The following is a 19,111-nucleotide window of genomic DNA, read 5'->3' on the forward strand; positions in this document are numbered from 1 at the left end:
ACAGACGCGGGCTGCAGATCGCCGTGCATTCGATCGGCGACGGCCAGATCGATGAACTGTTGCGGCGTGAACAGCGGCTCGCCCACCCAGTCGAGCCGGTCGGCATAAGGCTCGACCATGACAGCTGTCCAGGAATCGAGAACGCCGTCGTAGAACACCTTGACCATGCCCGACGACAGCCATTCGCTGTTGTAGCGTTCGGCCATATCAGACGCCTTGTCGAGCATGTCGAGCGTCATGAAATTCTTGTAGTGGAACGGGATCTTGACGCGGCAGGGCAAGCCTTCCTCGGCGTCGATCTCGGCCAGCAGCTCAAGCTGATAGAGATTGCCGTCCATGTTCTGGATCGAGGTGATGCCGTGGCGGGCGCACCAGGCGAGCCCGCGCCGCATGATGTCGCGGTCGGCGTCCCGCTCCGCCGTCGTCGGCATCGGGTCCGGCTCGCCGCCGGTCGACAGCCCCAGCCGCACCCGGCCTTCGCCGGCAAGATCGAGCACCGGGCCAAAGGCCTCGCCTTCGCGCAATTCACCGGCGGCCAGACCATCGTCACCCATGACGATCTCATTGCCCGGACCAAGCGTGCGCCCCTGCAGGATGCCGGCCATTTCCAGCGCCTTGGTGTTGGCCCACATGGTGTGATGGTCGGGCGCCGCCATGCAGAACGGGCGATCGGGCAAAATGGCGTCGAGGTGATGGCGCGTCACGCGCTCGCTGCCGAGCACGGTGTAGTCGACGCCCTGGCCGACCAGCATCTTCGCGTCGGGCCGGGTCGGCGCATAGTCGCGGATCGCCTTCTGCAGCGCCTCGAAGCCATGAATACCGGTGAGTTGAAGGTGGGCAAGTTCAGCCCCGCCCGAAAACAGATGCATATGGGCTTCGATGAACCCCGGGACCACCGAACCGCCCTTGGCGTCGATGACCCTGGTGGCCGGTCCCTTGAACTCTTCGATGGAGGCGCGGCTGCCGATGGCGACGATTGCGCCATCCTTGACGGCGACAGCCTCGGCGGTGGGATTGTCGTCGTCGATGGTCAGTACACGACCATTGATGACGATCAGATCCGCATTGTGACCCGCACCTGTGACAGACATCGCGACTCCGCGCTTTTGACGACTGACTGAGACCGACAACCTCTTGTCCAACGACCTGCCACTCCACCGGAGCGGCGCCATGGGACGAAAAAGAATGCCAGCGCGCTGTCTTGGAAATTCCCCTTGTCATCCCAAGAGGCAGCATGGATAAAGAATGCGACTGATTATTCGCGTTTGTCAACATACCGAATCTGGAATGTATTGTGGACAGCAAGCTCCCACCATGTTGAGACCGGGCGGGGAACGAGGACATCAAGCCGTGAAGCGCAGTCTCGACCGCAAAACCAGGATAGCGCTCGAACCGCGCAAACAGCCGCGGCAACAACGCTCCAGCAAGGTGGTCGACCGGATTCTCGACGCAGCGCTGGTCTTGACGCGGGAGCAAGGAACCAAGACGCCGACAACGCTCGCCATTGCGCAGCGCGCAGGCTTGTCGGTTGGTTCGATCTACCAATACTTCCCCAACAAGGAAGCCATTCTTCTGGACCTCGCCCGGCGCTGGCTGTCATCCTTCCCCGAGGTGATCGCCAAGCGTATCAAGGTCGCCCCGCCCACCAACCGTGAAGAGTTTCGGCGCGAAGTGCGCAAGCTCTTCATCGACACGTCCAGACTCTACCTCGAAAACGCCAGCCTGATGCCGGTGATCGAGGCCATTTCAGGCAACGCCGACCTCAGGCCGATCCAGAACGAATATGACGAGCAGATCATCGCGCTCTACGCCGCATGGCTGCAGCACGTGAACCCGGCGCTTGAGAACAAGATCGCCAGCCGGCTCGGCGTGCTGATGATGGACGTCGGGCACGCCTGCCGGCTTGTCGGGCTGAAAAGCGACCGCAAGACATACGACCTCATCGAGGATGATGTGGAAAGAATGTGGCTCGCTCTGGTGAGCCCTTATCTCAATCTTGAATCTTGACTGATTTCGCACTTCGAGAGGAATTTATGAAGACTGTTTTCTCCCCCCTTCACGCCGGCCATGCCGGCCAAATGGAACTGGTCACATCAGCCATCGTGCCGGGTTTCGAAAAGCCATCGAGGGCCGAATTCATCAAGGCACGGGTCGAAAGCGAGAAACTAGGTCCCATCATCGCGCCGCACGAACATGACCTCGCCGCCGCCAAGCGCATCCACAAATCGGACTATATCGACTTTCTCCCGACGGTCTGGCCGCAATGGCTGCAAGCAGGCCTCACGGGCACGGCGATGCCCTTCACCTGGCCGACGCGCGGCCTGCGCGGCGACGTGCCGCCAAAGCGCGTCGACGCACTGCTCGGCTATTATTCCTTCGATGCCGGCGCCACCTTCGTCGAAGGTACCTGGACGGCGATCAAGTCTTCCTACGACGTGGCGCTGACCGCCGCCGGCCTGGTCAAGGATGGCGAGGCTTCCGCCTTCGCGCTCTGCCGTCCGCCCGGCCACCATGCCGGGGCTGGCTTCATGGGCGGCTATTGCTACATCAACAACGCCGCCGTCGCCGCGCAATGGTTCCGCGACCAGGGCGCCAAACGCATCTCGATCCTCGATGTCGACTATCACCACGGCAACGGCACGCAGGAGATCTTCTACGACCGTGCCGACGTCCAGGTGCTCAATCTGCATGGCGATCCGATGGTCGAGTACCCGTTCTTCCTCGGCCATGCCGACGAACGCGGCGCGGGTGCCGGCGAAGGCTTCAACATCAACTATCCGATGCCCTTCGGCACCGACTGGGATGCATGGAACGCCTCGCTCGAGGATGCCTGCGCCAGGCTCACCGCTTATGCACCGGATGTCGTCATCGTCTCGCTGGGTGTCGATACGTTCGAGAAGGACCCGATCAGCCAGTTCAAGCTGAAGACATCTGATTATCCAAAGATCGGCCGCCGCATCGGCGGGCTCGGCCTGCCGACGCTGTTCGTCATGGAAGGCGGCTATGCCGTCGAGGAGATCGGCATCAACGCGGTCGGCGTGCTGACCGGGTTCGAGGATCGGTAAATGCCTGTCGTTCCCGGAGCATCTAGCGGTTTTGGGACAACGACAGGCATAAGCAAAAGGCCACCGGGACCGGGCGGCAACATCGCCCGGCTCCCACTGTCGGGCCAAGGCCCTAGTATTCGGCACCAGCAACCGGCGCGCCCGTCCATTCAAATACTCCCGAGCCTGGCGAAATCGACCGGCCGCCGAAATGGCCGGCGAAGGTTTTCGCGCCCCGGTCTTCTGTCCGAGGCGCGAAAACCGACCTCTGAGTCGCACGTGAGTCCACCGGATTCGATTTTGTCAAATCGCGTTTGATGTCAGATTCAACTGCGGGTAGATTAGACCCGAATCAGCCGGTCCTTGGGGGGCGCGGCGACCACCCAAAGTCTCTTGTTCCGGAGCTTTTCCGGCACCAGACGCGGACGGCTTTGCGTTCCCTGAATGGATTCGGGATTTGGTTCGGCGCAGCCCTGCGCCACGCGTGTGTCTTCGTCAAAGTAATGCGTATTCGGGTTCGGCGGCTGGCTTCCAGCATCCGGACAGCAGAAACGATTCCGGCCAAAAGCAACAAGAATGAGCAGTCCCGCCGCACTTCTTCAATCCGACACATTGGGCTCGCGCCTGACGTCGCGCGGCGATCTCACCAGCTTTTTCATGCAACTGACCGCCGAGATCGGGGCCGACAGCTACATGTTGGTCGCCATTGTCCACGACCAGGACCGCAACGATGCGCGCATCGTCTCCTCCAACTGGATTTTCGATGCCATCGAGCTGATCGGCAAGCGGCTGATCGCCGGGCTCGCGCAAGGCGCGCTCACCGTCGCGCCAGGTATCCGTCCACATCCGCTCGTGGCATCCCGGGCACCAGAAACAGACGGATTGATCACCGGAGAGGAAGCCCGCCTTCTCGACGTGCTCGGCCATGCCGAAATCTATTCGCTGCGCCTTAATGTCGGTCGCCAGCGCCTGTTCGCCCTGTTCTCTGCGGCGACCGCCGGCAGCATCGACCAGCCGGCGTTGATGCGGGCGCAACTGAAATGCTGCTACGCGCTCTCGCACATCCCGCAACTGATTGCCGCTGCCGCCATGCAGGATCCGTTGTCGGATCGCGAGCGCGAATGCCTGTTCTGGGTTTCCGAAGGCAAGACCACCGACGAGGTCGCCGTCATCCTTGGCGTCTCCTCCAACACCGTCAACAGCTACATCACCCACGCCATCCAGAAATTCGCGGCCAGCAACCGCGCGATGGCCATCGCCACGGCGATCAGGAGCGGCATCATTTGAAACACGCCGATATCAAGGAAACGGCCGAAGCCCTTTTCAACGAGCAGCGCAACCCGTTCGGAGCCTTCACCCTTGGCTCCGAAACCCATCACGCGGTCACCATTCCCGATGCCGTGCGCCGCTGCCGCTGGATCGCCGTTGACATGAATGCCTCGGCTTTCGGCCTCTTCTTCGTAAGCCCCTCGCCCGAGCGGGCGCGGCTCGTGCCATGCTTTGATTCCGACTATCCGGGCATTGCCGTGGCGACCAAGTTCATCTCAGGCGCCAACGGCGAGGAGATCGTGCGCCACACCCGCCTCTCGACCGAGCCGCGCTGGTGGACGGATGACGGCGTCGCCGCCATGGCGGAGCTGTTTGGCAATCTCGCCTGGACCGAGCAGATGGCGGCGCTGGTGCCCGGAACCAGCGGCATCGCTTTTCCCGTGCACGCCGACCGCGGCCAATGCGGTCTTGTCGTATTCCTGGGCTCGGAGATGACCTTGCAGCAGGATGCGCTCTACGAAATACACGCCCGCTGCTTTTCGCTGTTCGCCGCCGTCGCCCGCATCCGTCCGGGCGATACCGGCCGCATGCGGGCAATCTCCAAGCGCGAGCTCGAATGCCTTAAGCTGACCGCCAACGGCAACACCAGCGAAGAGATCGCGCGGCTCCTGAAACTATCGGTGCACACCGCTAACCAGTATCTGACCCAATCGACCCAGAAGCTCAACGCCGTCAATCGCAACCAGGCCGTGGCCAAGGCGCTGCGGCTGGGCTTGATCGAATAGGGTTTTCGACAGGCAGCTCGATAGCGACCGACGTCAGCGATAGGCGAGCGGCTCGACCTTGCGGATGCGCGCCTGTTCGATCACCGCCTCGAGCAGCGCCGTATTGTGCTCCGGGTCTTCGCCCGGCTTCTCGAACGACACGTAGTTGACCGCCACCGAAGCGCCGAGCTCGCTCAGCGTCAGCTGGAAATAGACGGTGACGCCGGGCGGCCTCAGTTCCAGATCGAGCACGATGCGCGGGCTGCCGCTCCAGTCGACATGCGCCTCGCCGCCATGGCCGAGCCGCAGAGTGCCCGGCATGAAGAACAACTCGACCGCTGAATCGACCAGGTCCGACAGGCACGCGAAATGCTCCAGCCGGATAAAGGCGATGTAGTCGGCGACATCGATCAGCCTGAGTTCCCCCACCACCTGCTCGATGGCGCTGGCGACGATGATCTCGCGAGATTTTGCGTGTGGTTGCCGGTTCATGAAATCTGTCTGCGCTCAGCCTTTTTCGAGTAGACGATCCGCACCAGTTCGGCGACGGCCTGGTAGAATTGTGACGGGATCACACTATCGACCGAAACTTGCTTGTACATGGAGCGGGCGAGCGCCACGTCCTCGAAGACCGGGATGTTGTGTTCCCGCGCGATCTCGCGGATTTTCAGCGCCACCAGATCCTGCCCCTTGGCCAGCACCATGGGTGCCGAGTCCTCGTCGCGCACATATTTCAGCGCGATCGAGAAGTGCGTTGGGTTGGCGATGATCAGCGTCGCGCGCGGCACCGCCGTCATCATCCGCTTGCGCGCCCGGTCGCGCGCCAGCGAGCGCAGCCGCGACTTGACGATCGGGTCGCCCTCGGACTGTTTGAACTCGTCCTTGACCTCCTGCTTGCTCATGCGCAGATCCTGCTTCCAGTGGAAGCGCGACCAGACGATGTCGATTGCCGCGATCAGCCCCATGACGAAGACGATCGCCACCAGGATGTCGACGGCGATGCCGCGGATGACGAGACCGAAGGCGACCGGATTGGTGATCATCCCGGCGAGCAGCTTTCGGTGGTCTTCCGACAGCGTGAAGCTCAGCACGACGATGGCAAACCCGACCTTGCCTAGTGACTTCAGGAACTCGACCCAACCCTGGATGCCGAACAGCCTGTTCCATCCCTTGGCGATCGAAATGCGCGAGAGTTGCGGCCGGATCCGCTCGCCTACGAATTGCGGCATGTTCTGGAACACCGAGGCGCCGATGCCGGCGACGGTCAGCAGCACCATCAGGCTCAGGACGGCGCGGCCAACCTCGAGGAGGACGATCTTGTAGAGCGCGATGACGTCGGTCTCGGTATCCATCGGCCAGGCTTCCGGCTTCTCCAGGAACATCGACAGGAACATGCCGAGATCGATGATCGCATCCTTGGCGTAGAAGACGGTGAACACCAGGATGGCAACGAACGAGGCAAGGAGCGCTGTCTCCCGCGAATGGGGCAGTTTGCCCTGTTCGATGGTGTCGCGGATCTTCTTTTCCGTCGCCTCTTCGGTTTTCGAATCCTTGTCGACCGCGTCAGCCATGGCGCGGCCTTAGGCGGCGTCTTGGGTCGAGGGCAGTTCGAAGGCGCCTTCGCGCGACAGCCGGATCGTCGTCGTAACGATCGTCTTGCGGGCCGCCGTGATGTCGGCGAGAGGGACCCCGTCCGAGCCCTGTCCGAGTTCGGCTTCGATCATGCGCCGCGAGCGGGCGCCGATGGCCGACAGCACCGATTCTGCGAGTGCGGCCGAAGTGCCGCGCAGGGCCAGCGTGACCAACTCCGTCGACAGCCCGTCGAACAGCAGCACCCGCGCTTTCTGGGTGAGCAGCGGCAAATCGTCGAAAGCAAACAGGCGGGCCCTCACACCGTCGAGATCAGGCGTGCCGGCGGCTTCCAGATCCTGCATGACTTCCTCGAGCAGCGGCTTGTCGAGTTCGTTGAGAACGCTGGCGACACGCGCCTGCCCGGCCGAGGTGTCCTTGGTCGAGGTTTCCGCCAGCACGCTGGTGCGCAGCCGGTTTTCGACGATCCTGGCGGCAGCGTCGGGAACATTGGCCATCGTCACCATGCGCTTGATGATTTCTCCACGCATCGGCTTGGTCAGTGTCAGCAGCACGTTGGCCGCCACCTGCGGCGCCAGCTTCGACAACACCATGGCCGCCGTCTGCGGATGCTCGCCGGCCAGGAAGGCACCAAGCCGCGCCGGTTCGAGCTTTTCGAGTTCGGGCCAGATCGGCGGCGGGCCTTCCGGTGCGACCTCGAATTTCTTGTCGCCCATGATCGCGCTCATCTCTTCGGGCGAGAGCGATTCGTTGAGGATGGTGTCCATCCTGTCGGCGGAATCGAGCAATCCCGCCCCTTCCGTGAACTCGGCCTCGAACTCGGCGACGATGCGCTCAAGATCGCTTTGCGGAATCGTCCGCAGCAGGCGGGCGCCCTCGATCAGGGCCTTCAGTTCTTCCTGCTTGAAGAATTTCAGCAGGCGGCTGGCCGACGGCTTGCCCATCGCCACAAGTATGGCGGCCGCCTTCTGCGCGCGGGTCAAGGTCACCGGCGTCGTCATGCCACTCGCCTCCGCTGCCACCGGCAAGCCCCGCAAACCATGTCTAGGCGCCCTTCGTGCCGGCGATGATTTCGGTCAGCCTGATGCCGAACCGCGACGGATCGCTTTCCAGCACGGTGATCTCGCCGCGCGCGATCTTGCGGCCGTTGACCACGACGTCGACAGGTTCGCCGATGCGGCGATTGAGCGCCACGGTCGACCCTTTTTGCAGCGCCATCAGATCGGAGACCGGCATCTCGGTGCTGCCGAGGATGATCTGGACATCGACGGGGATGTTCATGATCACGCTCGAATTGGCTGATGAGGCCGCCCTGAAGGCCGCATCGGGGCGTTGCTCCTCTTCATGCAGGACACCGCGCAACTCTTCGATGGCGCGATCGAGTTGCTCGTCCGGCTGGTCGAGGTCGGCTTCCGCCTTGGTTTTGGCCATGATCGTCTCCAAATGCTCAGGCGCGTCCGGCGGCAGCCGGCATCAGCCCGTCGATAAAGTCCTGCCCGGCGTCGTAAGGATGCCTGATCCGGACGGTGTAATTCTGTCCCAGTTTGCCGAACTCGCATACGAACAGCGTCTTGCCCCGTGCGCTGAGACGCGCCTGGGACTGGGCCGTCTCCTCGAATTCGATGACGTCGCCGATTTCGAAACCGGCGAGATCGCCGAGCGTCAGCCGCGCCAGCGGCATCGTGGCCTCGAGCGCCACGGTGGAGCGCATCACCTCTTCCGAAAAGCGGGCGCGCCAGCTGGGGCCGTGATCGTCGTCGCTGACAGGCACGGCTCCGTCGCGGCTGGCCAGCACGACGCGCTGCGGCATCGTCACCGTGACGGTGCCACTATCGGCCGGCGTCGAGATGCCAAGCACGATGCGGATTGCCGCGCCATCGCGCAGCACATACCGCTTCGCCTCGGTGCCGGACATTGCTCGCGGCGCGGGCAGGCGCAGGTCGAGCGAGCGCTTTCCCGATCCGTTGAGGGCCTGCGCGACCTGCTGGAACACCATGGTCGAAACATCGATTTCGATCTGCGACAGATCGCGTTCGATCGGCGATGCCGGCAGATCCGGGTCGCCGCCGAACAGCGTGCAGACCATGATCGCGATCGCCGGAGCATCGATCACCAGGGTCATCGCATCAGAGGACGCCGACGAGCCGATCACGGTCATGGCAAACGTGTCGCCGGCACGCGAACGCGCCTCGGGAACGCGGCTGACCTCGATCGCTTTGAGATCTACGACAACCGGAACGCCAAGCTCGCTGGTCAGGCTTTTCTGCAGTAGCGGCACGGCGCGTTCGGCCATGGCCCGGCCAGCGTCGATGACCTGGGCGGCTTCGCCGCTGTCGCCGACCAGACGCTCGATGATCAGCGAGCGCGCTTCCGCTGGGCTGCCTGGACTGGTCATGACAATGCCGGGACCGATCTGTCGCGCATCGTTCAGGCGGCCTTCTTTTCGACGGCACCGGTATTCATCGTGCTCTGTTCGACGGCATCGATCGTCGGCCGTTCATAGGACGAGATGGTCTTGCGGCCGAACTCGATCGCCACCTGCGGCAGCGCACCGTTCATGTAGGCCAGCAGTGTCTGCTTGACGATGATATAGAGGCGGTTCTTCTTCTCGCGCACCGTCTTGATCTTGGTGGCGACCGGCCCGACCACCGAATAGGACAGGAAGATGCCGAGGAACGTTCCGACAAGTGCGGCACCGATCAGACCGCCGAGGATTTCCGGCGACTGGTCGAGCGCGCCCATCGCCTTGACCACGCCGAGCACGGCGGCGACGATGCCGAGCGCCGGCAGGCCATCGCCCACCGCCACCATCGCGTGATAGGCCTTCATCTTGTCGGACCTGATGGTCTGGATCTCTTCGTCCATCAGCGCCTCGATCTCGTGCGAGCGGGCATTGCCGATGATGATGATACGGCAGTAGTCGCAGATGAAATGCGTCAGGTCATGATTGTGCAGCACGGTTGGGAACGCCTGGAAAATCGCCGACTCTTCTGGATTGTCGATATGCGCCTCGACCTCGCTGCGGGATTTCGACCGCAGCTCGCGCATCAGCGAGTGCAGCACGCCGAGCGTCTCGAGATAGTCCTGTTCCTTCGGCACCGCCTGCTTGAAGGCTTCGAGAATGGCCTTGCCGGTGTCCTTGACCGTCTTCATCGGATTGGCAACGAGGAAGGTGCCAAAAGCCGCACCACAGATGATCACGACCTCCCATGGCTGGATCAGCACGTGAAGATGGCCGCCCATGGCCATGAAGCCGCCAAGGACGCAGCCGAGCGTTACCACCAGTCCAATCAGAATGCCCACGACAGGTCCTTCCGCATTTCACATCAGGAGCTAGGGATAGTCCCCGTGCCTTGTGTGAGGCTTGAATCGAGGGCTTGGAAGCGATTCAGTTTCGCGCAAGGAAGTAGGGGTATTGTGCCGGCATAGCTTCGGCCGGAGGCACGTCTTTGCTCAATACCTTTACCAGCTACCAGCTCATCACCAAGGACATTTCAAAATCGATCGACAGGATCGAGCAGCAGCCCGTGGTTGATCGCGACACCAAATATTATCTCGCGAATATCACCAAGGTGAAATCGATCGATGATTTCGTCAAAAACGACCGTTTGTTCAAGTATGCCATGAAGGCCTACGGGCTGGAGGACATGGACTACGCCAAGGCCTTCATGGTCAAGGCACTCAAGGAAGGCGTCTCCGATCCCGACAGCTTCGCCAACAAGCTGACCGACAAGCGTTACGCCGAATTCGTCAGCGCCTTCAACTTCGCCGCCAACGGCGCCGATGCGACCATCTACAACAAGACACAGCAATTGGTGACCAAGAACTATGCCATCCAGGCCCAGATCGCCGGCCTCGATCCCAATTCGGCCTATGTGAAGGGCGAGACGACATACTATCTTGCCAACATCACCAAGGTGAAGTCGATCGACGATCTGATGTCGAACAACCGGCTCTACACATACGCGCTGGCGTCATTCGGTCTCGACTCGGCGACGGAGGACAAGGATCTCATCAAGCGGGTTCTGCAGGGCGGCGTCCGCGATCCCGACAGCGTCGCCAACAAGATGACGGACAAGACCTATGCCGCGCTTGCCTCCGCCTTCAACTTCGAGGCCTATGGCGAAAACACCACTACCATCAATCCGGCGCAGCAGCCGACCGTCGACAAATACATGCGCCAGACCCTCGAAGAGGATGCCGGTCAGGCCAACCAGGGTGTGCGGCTGGCGCTTTACTTCGATCGCAAGGCCCCAACCATCACCAGCTGGTATGACGTGCTGGCCGACACCGCGCTTGCCAGTGTCGTGCGCACCGTGCTCGGCCTGCCCGATTCCTTCGCCACCGCCGATGTCGACAAGCAGGCGCAGCTGTTCGAGCAAAAACTCGACATCTCGGATTTCTCCGACCCCGAAAAACTCGGCAAGTTCCTGACCCGCTTCACCAGCATGTACGAGATCAACCACCCGACTTCATCGGCCGTCACCTCGGTCAGCGTGCTGTTTGCCCAGCCACTCACAGTCGGCATCTCCACCGACCTGATGATGGCCATGCAGAAACTGAGGTTCTGAGACCATCATGCGGGACAGCCTGTACGTCGCCCTTTCGTCGCAGATCGCGCTCGAGCGGCGCCTCGACACCATCGCCGACAACGTCGCCAATGCCTCGACGATCGGCTTTCGCGCCACCGGCGTGAAGTTCGAGGACGTCGTCTCCGGCACCGGGCAGAAATCGGTATCCTTCGCCTCCCCGGGCAAGACCTACCTTTCCGGCGCCCATGGTGCCTTGAGCGAGACCGGAAATCCCTTCGATTTCGCCGTCCAGGGCGATGCCTGGTTTGCCATAGAGACGCCGGTCGGCACCGTCATGACCCGCGACGGCCGCTTTTCGATGAACGAGAACGGCGAGTTGATGTCGATCGAGGGCCACCCGGTGCTCGATGCCGGCGGCTCGCCGATCCAGCTTGATCCCCGCAACGGCCCACCCAAGGTCGGGGCCGATGGTTCGTTGCGCCAGAACGATCAGCTTGTCGGCTCGATCGGTCTCTACAATTTCGACCCAGGCCCGAACTTCGTCCGCTACGGCAATTCCGGCATCGTTCCGACACGCACCCCGGAGCCTGTCACCGATCGCTCGGATATCGGCGTCGCCCAGGGTTTTCTCGAAGAGTCCAATGTCAATCCGGTGCTGGAGATCACCAGGCTGATCATGGTCCAGCGCGCCTTCGAGAACACCGCCGCCCTGATGCGGCAGACCGACTCCTCCACCGACGAGGCGATCAAGACGCTCGGCTCGAAATAATCCATGTCGCTCGACCAGCCATCCCTGCGCGCACTCGAAAGACAACTCCAGCCGGCGCCGGAAGACCGGCTTGCCGCGCTGGAACGGGTCTGGCGGCGTTTCGCCGACGCCGAGGCGCTGCTCAAGCGCGGCGGCCGCGTCATCGAAGTCACGCCCACGCACTACAAGGTGCACGGCCTTTCCGGCTTCGCCAGGCTGGGCGACATCGTCGAGCAGCGCGGCGATGCCGGTGCGCGGCGCGGCGAGATCGTCAAGATCGGCCGCGACGAGGCCGTCGTGGCACCCTTCGAACGCAGCGCCGATTCCGGCATCGGTGATGCCGTTTTCCGCCGAGGTCCGCTCGTGGTGGCGCCGCATGCCTCGTGGCGCGGCCGCACCATCGACGCACTCACCAGGACGATCGATGGCGGCCCGCCGCTCGCCCGGGGAGACGACACATCGCGCGGCGCCCAGACGACGCCGGGAGCCATGGCGCGGCAACGCGTCGGCACTGCCTTCATGACCGGCGTCAAGGTCATCGACATCTTCACGCCGCTCTGTTTCGGCCAGCGCCTTGGCATCTTTGCCGGCTCCGGCGTCGGCAAGTCGACGCTGCTCGCCATGCTCGCCGGCGCCGACGCATTCGATACCGTCGTGGTGGCGCTCATCGGCGAACGCGGCCGAGAAGTGCGTGAATTCCTCGAGGACACGATCGGCGAGAGCATGGCCAAGACCGTCGCCGTCGTCGCCACCAGCGACGAAAGCGCCATGATGCGCCGGCGTGCGCCGGACACCGCCATGCGCGTCGCCGAGCATTTCCGCGACCAGGGGCATCGCGTTTTGCTGGTGCTGGATTCGATCACCCGCTTCGCCCACGCCCTGCGTGAGGTGGCGACGGGGACCGGCGAGCCGCCGGTCGCGCGCGGTTATCCGGCCTCGGTGTTCACCGAACTGCCCAAGCTGCTCGAACGCGCCGGGCCGGGCGGGGAAGGCAAAGGATCCATCACGGCCATCATTTCCGTGCTGGTCGACGGCGACGATCACAACGATCCGGTCGCCGATTCCGTGCGCGGCATCCTCGACGGCCATGTCGTGCTCGATCGCACGATCGCCGAACAGGGTCGCTATCCCCCCGTCAACCCGCTGTCGTCCATATCGCGGTTGGCCGGAAAGGCCTGGAGCGTAGAACAGCGCGCGCTGGTGACAAGGCTGAAGTCGATGATCTCGCGCTTCGAGGACACGCGCGATATCCGGTTGCTTGGGGCCTATCAGGGGGGCGCCGATGCCGAACTGGACATCGCCGTGCGCCAGGTGCCGCTGATCTATGAGGCGCTGACGCAAGCGCCGAAGGATCGCCCGTCGACCGACCCGTTCTCCGATCTCGCCCGCCACCTCAAGAGCAAGCTGAACGCCGATGCCGGAGACTGAACGCGAATATACCGAGCGCATCCTGCGCGACATGATCGCCGAGGCCAACGCCGTGGAGCAAGCCGAGGCTGACGAAGCGAGAACCGCCAAGGCAAAGGCCGCCCGTGACATCGCAGCCAAAGCCGAGGCCGTTCTGGCCAGAGCCGTCAAGCCAATCCTGCCACGAGTTGGCAAAGCCGATCCTGATCTGGCCAGGCCCGTCGAACCCGCTCTGCCCCGGGCTCCCCAGGCGGTGGCTGCCGAGATGACGCAGGCCAGCCGCGACTCGCTGATCGACGGGCTGTTCCCGCGCACCGAATGGCCGCAGCCGCCAAAGGCACCGTTTCCCCGACTGAAGAAGAAGTCCGACCGACGCAGCGATTTCGTCATAGCCGCGCTCGGCATCACGCTCGGCCTGATCTGCGCCCTGTTTCCCTGGTACATCTTCTTCAACCAGGACCAGTTTGGCGTCCAGGCGATGAAGTTCGGCGGCACCGGCTCCAATTCCGGGCGAGCGGGCGGCGGCGTGGTCGCGGAACGCAGCGCGCCGCTGACGGCGAAGGATATTCCCGCGGCCAATCTCGATCTTCTTGCCACGGGGACGGTGCGGGACGATGTCAATCCCGCAGCCGCACCCGACGAGCAACCGTTTCCAGCCGACGCGGCGAAATTCCGCATGGTTCATGTCGCTAACGGCCGTGCCATGATCCAGGACGACGCTGGCCTCTGGATCGTCCAGCGCGGCTCGATACTGCCTGACTCCAGTCAGGTGTCCTCCATCGAGCAGCGCAACGGCAAATGGGTCATGGTCACCAGTGCCGACCGGGTGATCGAACTCTCCAGATAAACGATCTCCGGCTCCCGCCATCCGCAAGGCCCGCGCAAGACTGGCGGCCTAGTCTCTGGGTACCTGCTCGGAGATTCCCATGGAGCCCGTTTCCCTTTTCGACCTCGCCGCCAAGCAAGCGCAATGGCTGGCCGTGCGCCAGTCGGCAGTCGCCGGCAACATCGCCAATGCCAACACGCCGGGTTATACGGCAAACGACGTCGAGCCATTCGAAAAGGTGCTCGACCGCGCTGCCGTATCGCTGCAGGCGACCCAGGCCGGCCATCTCGGCAATGCGGCGACCAATGCCGGCTTCACCATCAAGCCGCAGGAGAATGACGGCGTCGTCATGCCGTCCAAGAACTCGGTCGTTCTGGAAGACCAGTTGCTGAAAGCCGGCGAGGTGCGCCGCTCCTTCGAGCTCAACACAGCGATCGTCAAGGCGTTTCATACGATGATGATGATGGCGGTGAAGAGCTGACCATGGACGCACTGACCGCAGCCCTCAAAGTCGCAGCATCCGGCCTCGGCGCCCAGTCGGAGCGCCTGCGCGTGGTTTCCGAAAACCTCGCCAACTCCCAGTCGACCGGCACCGCGCCCGGCTCCGATCCTTATCGCCGCAAGACCATCAGCTTCGTCTCTGAGCTTGACCGGGCCTCCGGCAGTTCAACGGTTGCAGTGAACTCGATCGATCGAGACCCCAGCGACTTTCCAGTCGAGTTCCAGCCCGGCAACGAGGCCGCCGACGAGAAGGGCTACGTCAAGATGCCCAACGTCAACGTGCTGATCGAAATGGCCGACATGACCGAGGCCAATCGCTCCTACGAGGCCAACCTTCAGGTGGTCAAGCAGGCCCGCGACCTGATTTCCATGACCATCGACCTGATGAGGAACCAGTAATGATCAGCGGTATCGGAGCGCTTCAGTTCAAGCCGTCGATCGGCGGCGACGACGCGGCCACAAGCCTGCTCCAGGGCGGCGCGACACCCTCGGCCGGCGGCACCATCGGCACCTCCTTCGCCGAGGCGCTGAGCCAGGCAGCCTCCAAGACCGTCGACACGCTGCAGAATGCCGAGCAGGTATCGTTGCAGGCGCTCAAGGGCGACGCCGACACCCGTCAGGTGGTCGACGCCGTGATGAGCGCGCAGCAGGCGCTTCAGACCGCCGTCGCCATACGCGACAAGGTGGTTTCCGCCTATCTCGAAGTCAGTCGAATGGGCATCTGAGGAATTCCGCCATGAAAGCACTCGCCATCGCCGCCACCGGCATGAATGCCCAGCAGACAAATCTGGAAGTCATCGCCAACAACATCGCCAACATCAACACCACCGGCTACAAGCGCGCCCGTGCCGAATTCTCCGACCTGCTCTATCAGGTCGATCGCACACAAGGCGTGCCCAACCGCTCCAACGCCTCGCTGGTGCCGGAGGGCGTCTCGATCGGTCTCGGCGTCAAGACGACGGCCGTGCGCAACGTGCACACCCAGGGCGAGCTGACCAGCACCGGCAACAGTTTCGACCTGGCGCTGACCGGCAGGGGCTGGTTTCAGATCGAGGGTGCCGACGGCGGCACGCTCTACAGCCGCGCCGGAGCTCTCAACACCAACGCCACCGGCCAGCTCGTGACGGTCGACGGCGCTGCCGTCATTCCGGCAATCAATGTTCCCGTGGATGCCGTCGAGGTCATCGTCAACAAGACCGGCCAGGTCTTCGCCCGCATCGACGGCCAGACCGACCTGCAGAACCTCGGTCAGCTTCAGATCGCCAATTTCGCCAACGAGGCCGGCCTGGCGCCGCTCGGCGACAATCTGTTCCAGGAAACCACGGCTTCGGGGCCGGCGAATGTCGGCGTGCCTGGCGATCCTGGCTTTGCCACCATCCAGCAGGGCTATCTCGAAGCCTCCAACGTCGACCCGGTCAAGGAAATCACCGAGCTGATCTCGGCGCAGCGCGCTTATGAGATGAACTCCAAGGTCATTCAGGCCGCCGACGACATGGCCTCCGTGGTCTCCAAGAACATCAGGTAACGCATGATGTCGACGCCCGGCCTCCTGTCCGCATTCCGCCGCACCGCGCTCGTCCTTGCGCTGGTGACCGGCACGATGCCGGCTTTTGCCCAGGAGTCGGCCAACCAATCGGCCACCCGGATCGCCAGCAATCAAGCTGTCGGCGAGGTGGTGCTTATTCCGAGCCGGGTTATCTATCCCGGCGAGACCATCAACCTGGCTGCCCTGAAACAGGTCACCCTTGTCGTCGGCAAGCACAAGCCGGAGGCGGTCGCCACGCGGGCCGAAGAACTGGATGGCAAGGTCGCCAAGCGCACGCTGCTGCCCGGCCGCTACATTCCCTCCACCGCCATCCGCGAGGCCTGGCTGGTCGAACAGGGTGCTTCCGTGCAGATCTTCTTCATCGCCGGCGGGCTGACGATCTCGGCCACCGCCGTGACGCTGCAGCCGGGAGCCGCGGGCGACCTCGTCAAGGTTCGCAACATCGACAGCGGCAAAATCCTGTCCGGCACGGTGATGGCGGACGGAACCATCCAGGTCAGCGCGTCATGATGCGCGGGCTTACCCTGATGCTGGCAGCCGTGCTTGGCCTGCAGCCGGCGCTGGCCGACGGCCTGACGTCGAAGGCCAAGCGCGAGCTCGCCGCCAAGAATGGCGGCGTCTACAACGATCCCGAATATGATCCGGCCACCACCAGCCGCATGTTCCGGGTTTCGACCGGGCCGAGTTCGCTGCCGCCGGGCCAGGTGGCCGCGCGCATCAAGGACATCGCCCAGTTGCAGAGTTCGCGCGACAATCAGCTCGTCGGCTACGGCCTGGTCATCGGCCTTGCCGGATCGGGCGACAGCCTGCGCAACTCGCCATTCACCGAGCAGTCGATCCGCGCGATGCTCGAAAACCTCGGCATCGCCACCGAAGGCGGCAGTGCACGCGCCAAGAATGTCGCCGCCGTCATCGTCACCGCCAACATGCCGCCCTACGTGCAATCGGGCGCCCGCATCGACATCGACGTCTCCTCGATGGGCGACGCGACCTCGCTTTCCGGCGGCACGCTGATCATGACGCCGCTGAAGGCAGCGGACGGCGAGATCTATGCCGTCGGCCAGGGCTCGGTCATCGTGTCCGGCTTTACCGCCCAGGGACAGGCCGAGCAGCTGACGCAAGGCGTGCCGACCTCCGGCCGCGTGCCGAACGGCGCCATCGTCGAGCGTGCTGTCCAGGCCGAATTCGACGATCAGGCGATCCTGACGCTGCAACTGCGCAATCCCGATTTCTCGACCGCTATCCGCATCGCGGACGCCATCAACGACTACACCGGCCAGCGCTTCGGCATGCGAGTGGCGGCCGAGCGCGATTCTCGCACCGTGCAGATCAGAAGGCCGAAGGGTGTCTCGGCGGCGCGCTTCTATGCCGAAATCGAGAATCTGGTGGTCGAATCCGACACGCCGGCCCGTGTCGTGATCGACGAGCGCACCGGCACCATCGTCATCGGCAATGACGTCAAGATCTCACGTGTCGCCATCAGCCACGGCACGCTCACCGTACGCATCACCGAAGCGCCGCGCATCGTCCAGCCCGAGCCCTTCTCCAACGGCGAGACCGCCGTCGAACCGTTTACAGCCATCGACGCAAGCCGGCCCGACGCCCGCGTTGCCGTGCTTGACGGACCCGATCTCCAGACCCTCGTTTCCGGCCTCAACCGCCTCGGCGTCAAGCCGGATGGCATCATCGCCATCCTGCAGGGCATCAAGTCGGCCGGGGCTCTGCAGGCCGACCTGGTTCTGCAATAGGCGATGCCGATGACGCGCTCCTTCCCACGCCATGACGGCAGACACCGCAAAGCCGCGATCCTGCTCGCGACCGCCATTCTCGCGACGCTGCCCTTTGCCGGCGACATTGCGCGCGGCGAGGAGACGGTCCGCCAGGTCCTGCCGGGGGCACCGGTGGCAGCGGCGCCGCAGCAATTGACGCGGGAAAAGGCGCCGGACCAAAGCGAGATCGAGCGCTTCTGCTCAAACATCGCCGACGCCGCCCGCGACCGCCGCTATGTCCTGCAGGCGGAGGAACTGAAGCAGCTCCAGGCCGGCATTGACGAGCGCATGAAAGCGCTCGATGCAAAGAAAGCTGAATACGAGACCTGGCTGAAGCGACGCGAGGTTTTCCTGGCCCGAGCAGAGGACGGCGTCGTCCAGATCTACGCCGGCATGAAGCCCGACGCCGCCGCCGAGCGGCTGGCCATCGTTAACGCCGATCTGGCTGCGGCCATATTGATGAAGCTCGATTCACGCAAGGCGAGCGTCATCCTCAACGAAATGGACCAGAAGGCGGCGGCGACGCTCACCGGCATTATGGCCAGCGCAGCCCGAAGGGTAGATCCGTCATGATCCGGAAAATACTTGTCCTGTGCGCGGTCACCGTGCTGTCGGGTTGCGGAACCAACCTCAAGGAGGTCGGCAGGGAGCCGGCTCTGTCCCCGGTCGGCGCCGGCATCGACGGCGGCAGTACCGGCTCCCTCTATCGCTATCCGCAAACGCCGCCCGCGCCAGTCAAGAAATTCTCGTTGTGGGACGACCGCCAGAGCCGGCTGTTCACCGACCCGCGGGCGCTGTCCCAGGGCGACATCCTGACGGTCAAGATCAAGATCAACGATCGGGCCAACTTCAAGAACCAGAACGACAGGAGCCGCACCGCCAATCGCAAGCTCGGTTACGACCTCAGCGCGCAGTGGGACAAGTGGAGCACCGCCGGCAAGGGCGCTGGGGCTCTCAGCTCCACCACGGACACGACTGCCGACGGCGAGATCAAGCGCTCGGAGACGCTTGAGCTCAATGTCGCGGCGATCGTCACCGATGTGCTTCCCAACGGCAATCTGATGATCACCGGATCGCAGGAAGTGCGCGTCAACGCCGAGCTCAGGGTGCTGACG

The 19,111-nt window shown here is 63.4% G+C and carries 23 protein-coding genes; 16 read left to right on the forward strand and 7 right to left on the reverse strand.

What is annotated here, in order from left to right:
- The coding region (locus tag EOD15_RS10005; RefSeq protein ID WP_148129518.1) for an amidohydrolase family protein at positions 1-1,091 on the reverse strand (1,091 nt) is incomplete at its 3' end.
- Between the two features lie 154 nt (positions 1,092-1,245).
- Here EOD15_RS10005 and EOD15_RS10010 point away from each other — a divergent pair.
- From EOD15_RS10010 to EOD15_RS10025, 4 genes are all read left to right on the forward strand, one after another.
- Positions 1,246-2,007 carry a TetR/AcrR family transcriptional regulator gene (locus tag EOD15_RS10010; RefSeq protein ID WP_245463630.1) on the forward strand — a complete coding sequence of 254 codons (762 nt, stop codon included), beginning with the start codon at positions 1,246-1,248 and terminating at the stop codon, positions 2,005-2,007.
- A gap of 26 nt (positions 2,008-2,033) precedes the next feature.
- Positions 2,034-3,065 (forward strand): histone deacetylase family protein, encoded by a 1,032-nt coding sequence (locus tag EOD15_RS10015; protein ID WP_127320971.1) that lies wholly within the window; start codon positions 2,034-2,036, stop codon positions 3,063-3,065.
- 555 nt (positions 3,066-3,620) lie between these two features.
- Positions 3,621-4,331 carry a helix-turn-helix transcriptional regulator gene (locus tag EOD15_RS10020; RefSeq protein WP_127268993.1) on the forward strand — a complete coding sequence of 237 codons (711 nt, stop codon included), beginning with the start codon at positions 3,621-3,623 and terminating at the stop codon, positions 4,329-4,331.
- Positions 4,328-5,098 carry a helix-turn-helix transcriptional regulator gene (locus EOD15_RS10025; RefSeq protein ID WP_127320969.1) on the forward strand — a complete coding sequence of 257 codons (771 nt, stop codon included), beginning with the start codon at positions 4,328-4,330 and terminating at the stop codon, positions 5,096-5,098. The genes EOD15_RS10020 and EOD15_RS10025 overlap by 4 nt, the downstream gene beginning before the upstream one ends.
- A gap of 33 nt (positions 5,099-5,131) precedes the next feature.
- Here EOD15_RS10025 and EOD15_RS10030 read toward each other — a convergent pair whose 3' ends face one another.
- The 6 genes from EOD15_RS10030 to motA are packed head-to-tail and all read right to left on the reverse strand — an operon-like array spanning position 5,132 to position 9,970.
- Positions 5,132-5,569, reverse strand: coding sequence for a hypothetical protein (locus EOD15_RS10030; protein WP_127268991.1), 438 nt, complete (start codon positions 5,567-5,569; stop codon positions 5,132-5,134).
- A complete protein-coding gene (flhB, locus tag EOD15_RS10035; RefSeq protein WP_127320968.1) occupies positions 5,566-6,648 on the reverse strand; it encodes a flagellar biosynthesis protein FlhB in 1,083 nt (360 codons plus the stop codon). The genes EOD15_RS10030 and flhB overlap by 4 nt, the downstream gene beginning before the upstream one ends.
- Positions 6,649-6,657: 9 nt before the next feature.
- Positions 6,658-7,668, reverse strand: a complete 1,011-nt coding sequence (locus tag EOD15_RS10040; RefSeq protein ID WP_027038262.1) for a flagellar motor switch protein FliG — start codon at positions 7,666-7,668, stop codon at positions 6,658-6,660.
- A gap of 43 nt (positions 7,669-7,711) precedes the next feature.
- On the reverse strand, positions 7,712-8,098 hold the full coding sequence (gene fliN, locus EOD15_RS10045; protein ID WP_023809994.1) for a flagellar motor switch protein FliN: 387 nt from the start codon (positions 8,096-8,098) through the stop codon (positions 7,712-7,714).
- A 16-nt stretch (positions 8,099-8,114) separates the two neighbouring features.
- On the reverse strand, positions 8,115-9,062 hold the full coding sequence (locus EOD15_RS10050) for a FliM/FliN family flagellar motor switch protein (RefSeq protein ID WP_127269588.1): 948 nt from the start codon (positions 9,060-9,062) through the stop codon (positions 8,115-8,117).
- A 32-nt stretch (positions 9,063-9,094) separates the two neighbouring features.
- A complete protein-coding gene (motA, locus tag EOD15_RS10055; protein WP_127271433.1) occupies positions 9,095-9,970 on the reverse strand; it encodes a flagellar motor stator protein MotA in 876 nt (291 codons plus the stop codon).
- 146 nt (positions 9,971-10,116) lie between these two features.
- On the opposite strand from motA, the gene EOD15_RS10060 reads away from it, so the two are divergent.
- The 12 genes from EOD15_RS10060 to EOD15_RS10115 form a co-directional block, all read left to right on the forward strand.
- The gene (locus EOD15_RS10060) at positions 10,117-11,238 is read left to right on the forward strand and encodes a DUF1217 domain-containing protein (protein ID WP_127320967.1); all 1,122 of its coding nucleotides are present in this window, start codon (positions 10,117-10,119) and stop codon (positions 11,236-11,238) included.
- A gap of 7 nt (positions 11,239-11,245) precedes the next feature.
- A complete protein-coding gene (gene flgF / locus EOD15_RS10065) occupies positions 11,246-11,968 on the forward strand; it encodes a flagellar basal-body rod protein FlgF (RefSeq protein ID WP_127408452.1) in 723 nt (240 codons plus the stop codon).
- Between the two features lie 3 nt (positions 11,969-11,971).
- Positions 11,972-13,375 carry a flagellar protein export ATPase FliI gene (fliI, locus tag EOD15_RS10070; protein ID WP_127408453.1) on the forward strand — a complete coding sequence of 468 codons (1,404 nt, stop codon included), beginning with the start codon at positions 11,972-11,974 and terminating at the stop codon, positions 13,373-13,375.
- Positions 13,362-14,201: a hypothetical protein gene (locus EOD15_RS10075; RefSeq protein ID WP_127323108.1), complete on the forward strand. Its 840-nt coding sequence runs from the start codon at positions 13,362-13,364 to the stop codon at positions 14,199-14,201. The genes fliI and EOD15_RS10075 overlap by 14 nt, the downstream gene beginning before the upstream one ends.
- A 79-nt stretch (positions 14,202-14,280) precedes the next feature.
- Complete coding sequence (flgB, locus tag EOD15_RS10080) at positions 14,281-14,661, forward strand: flagellar basal body rod protein FlgB (protein WP_027038255.1); 381 nt, start codon at positions 14,281-14,283, stop codon at positions 14,659-14,661.
- Positions 14,662-14,663: 2 nt separating this feature from the next.
- Positions 14,664-15,080 (forward strand): flagellar basal body rod protein FlgC, encoded by a 417-nt coding sequence (gene flgC, locus EOD15_RS10085; RefSeq protein ID WP_127322705.1) that lies wholly within the window; start codon positions 14,664-14,666, stop codon positions 15,078-15,080.
- Complete coding sequence (locus tag EOD15_RS10090; RefSeq protein ID WP_127322706.1) at positions 15,080-15,406, forward strand: flagellar hook-basal body complex protein FliE; 327 nt, start codon at positions 15,080-15,082, stop codon at positions 15,404-15,406. The genes flgC and EOD15_RS10090 overlap by 1 nt, the downstream gene beginning before the upstream one ends.
- A gap of 11 nt (positions 15,407-15,417) precedes the next feature.
- Positions 15,418-16,206: a flagellar basal-body rod protein FlgG gene (gene flgG, locus EOD15_RS10095; RefSeq protein ID WP_013529795.1), complete on the forward strand. Its 789-nt coding sequence runs from the start codon at positions 15,418-15,420 to the stop codon at positions 16,204-16,206.
- Positions 16,207-16,209: 3 nt separating this feature from the next.
- The gene (flgA, locus tag EOD15_RS10100) at positions 16,210-16,737 is read left to right on the forward strand and encodes a flagellar basal body P-ring formation chaperone FlgA (protein WP_127322707.1); all 528 of its coding nucleotides are present in this window, start codon (positions 16,210-16,212) and stop codon (positions 16,735-16,737) included.
- Positions 16,734-17,975 (forward strand): flagellar basal body P-ring protein FlgI, encoded by a 1,242-nt coding sequence (locus EOD15_RS10105; protein WP_127408454.1) that lies wholly within the window; start codon positions 16,734-16,736, stop codon positions 17,973-17,975. Before flgA ends, EOD15_RS10105 begins: the two co-directional genes overlap by 4 nt.
- Positions 17,976-17,978: 3 nt before the next feature.
- Positions 17,979-18,569, forward strand: coding sequence for a MotE family protein (locus EOD15_RS10110; protein ID WP_164761897.1), 591 nt, complete (start codon positions 17,979-17,981; stop codon positions 18,567-18,569).
- A partial coding sequence (locus tag EOD15_RS10115; RefSeq protein ID WP_127408455.1) for a flagellar basal body L-ring protein FlgH occupies positions 18,566-19,111 on the forward strand: 546 nt, incomplete at its 3' end. The genes EOD15_RS10110 and EOD15_RS10115, both read left to right, overlap by 4 nt.

Origin of the sequence: Mesorhizobium sp. M7A.T.Ca.US.000.02.2.1 (assembly GCF_003996995.1) — a bacterium.
Taxonomy (GTDB): Bacteria; Pseudomonadota; Alphaproteobacteria; order Rhizobiales; family Rhizobiaceae; genus Mesorhizobium.

What these genes read in the sequence shown, in the direction of transcription:
- flgA (WP_127322707.1), top strand. Translation starts at nt 16,210, where the DNA reads ATGATGTCGACGCCCGGCCTCCTGTCCGCATTCCGCCGCACCGCGCTC.
- flhB (WP_127320968.1), bottom strand. Translation starts at nt 6,648, where the DNA reads ATGGCTGACGCGGTCGACAAGGATTCGAAAACCGAAGAGGCGACGGAA.
- fliI (WP_127408453.1), top strand. Translation starts at nt 11,972, where the DNA reads ATGTCGCTCGACCAGCCATCCCTGCGCGCACTCGAAAGACAACTCCAG.
- flgG (WP_013529795.1), top strand. Translation starts at nt 15,418, where the DNA reads ATGAAAGCACTCGCCATCGCCGCCACCGGCATGAATGCCCAGCAGACA.
- flgF (WP_127408452.1), top strand. Translation starts at nt 11,246, where the DNA reads ATGCGGGACAGCCTGTACGTCGCCCTTTCGTCGCAGATCGCGCTCGAG.
- EOD15_RS10020 (WP_127268993.1), top strand. Translation starts at nt 3,621, where the DNA reads ATGAGCAGTCCCGCCGCACTTCTTCAATCCGACACATTGGGCTCGCGC.
- EOD15_RS10010 (WP_245463630.1), top strand. Translation starts at nt 1,246, where the DNA reads ATGCGACTGATTATTCGCGTTTGTCAACATACCGAATCTGGAATGTAT.
- fliN (WP_023809994.1), bottom strand. Translation starts at nt 8,098, where the DNA reads ATGGCCAAAACCAAGGCGGAAGCCGACCTCGACCAGCCGGACGAGCAA.
- EOD15_RS10105 (WP_127408454.1), top strand. Translation starts at nt 16,734, where the DNA reads ATGATGCGCGGGCTTACCCTGATGCTGGCAGCCGTGCTTGGCCTGCAG.
- EOD15_RS10075 (WP_127323108.1), top strand. Translation starts at nt 13,362, where the DNA reads ATGCCGGAGACTGAACGCGAATATACCGAGCGCATCCTGCGCGACATG.
- flgC (WP_127322705.1), top strand. Translation starts at nt 14,664, where the DNA reads ATGGACGCACTGACCGCAGCCCTCAAAGTCGCAGCATCCGGCCTCGGC.
- flgB (WP_027038255.1), top strand. Translation starts at nt 14,281, where the DNA reads ATGGAGCCCGTTTCCCTTTTCGACCTCGCCGCCAAGCAAGCGCAATGG.
- EOD15_RS10015 (WP_127320971.1), top strand. Translation starts at nt 2,034, where the DNA reads ATGAAGACTGTTTTCTCCCCCCTTCACGCCGGCCATGCCGGCCAAATG.
- EOD15_RS10030 (WP_127268991.1), bottom strand. Translation starts at nt 5,569, where the DNA reads ATGAACCGGCAACCACACGCAAAATCTCGCGAGATCATCGTCGCCAGC.
- EOD15_RS10110 (WP_164761897.1), top strand. Translation starts at nt 17,979, where the DNA reads ATGCCGATGACGCGCTCCTTCCCACGCCATGACGGCAGACACCGCAAA.
- EOD15_RS10050 (WP_127269588.1), bottom strand. Translation starts at nt 9,062, where the DNA reads ATGACCAGTCCAGGCAGCCCAGCGGAAGCGCGCTCGCTGATCATCGAG.
- EOD15_RS10040 (WP_027038262.1), bottom strand. Translation starts at nt 7,668, where the DNA reads ATGACGACGCCGGTGACCTTGACCCGCGCGCAGAAGGCGGCCGCCATA.
- EOD15_RS10090 (WP_127322706.1), top strand. Translation starts at nt 15,080, where the DNA reads ATGATCAGCGGTATCGGAGCGCTTCAGTTCAAGCCGTCGATCGGCGGC.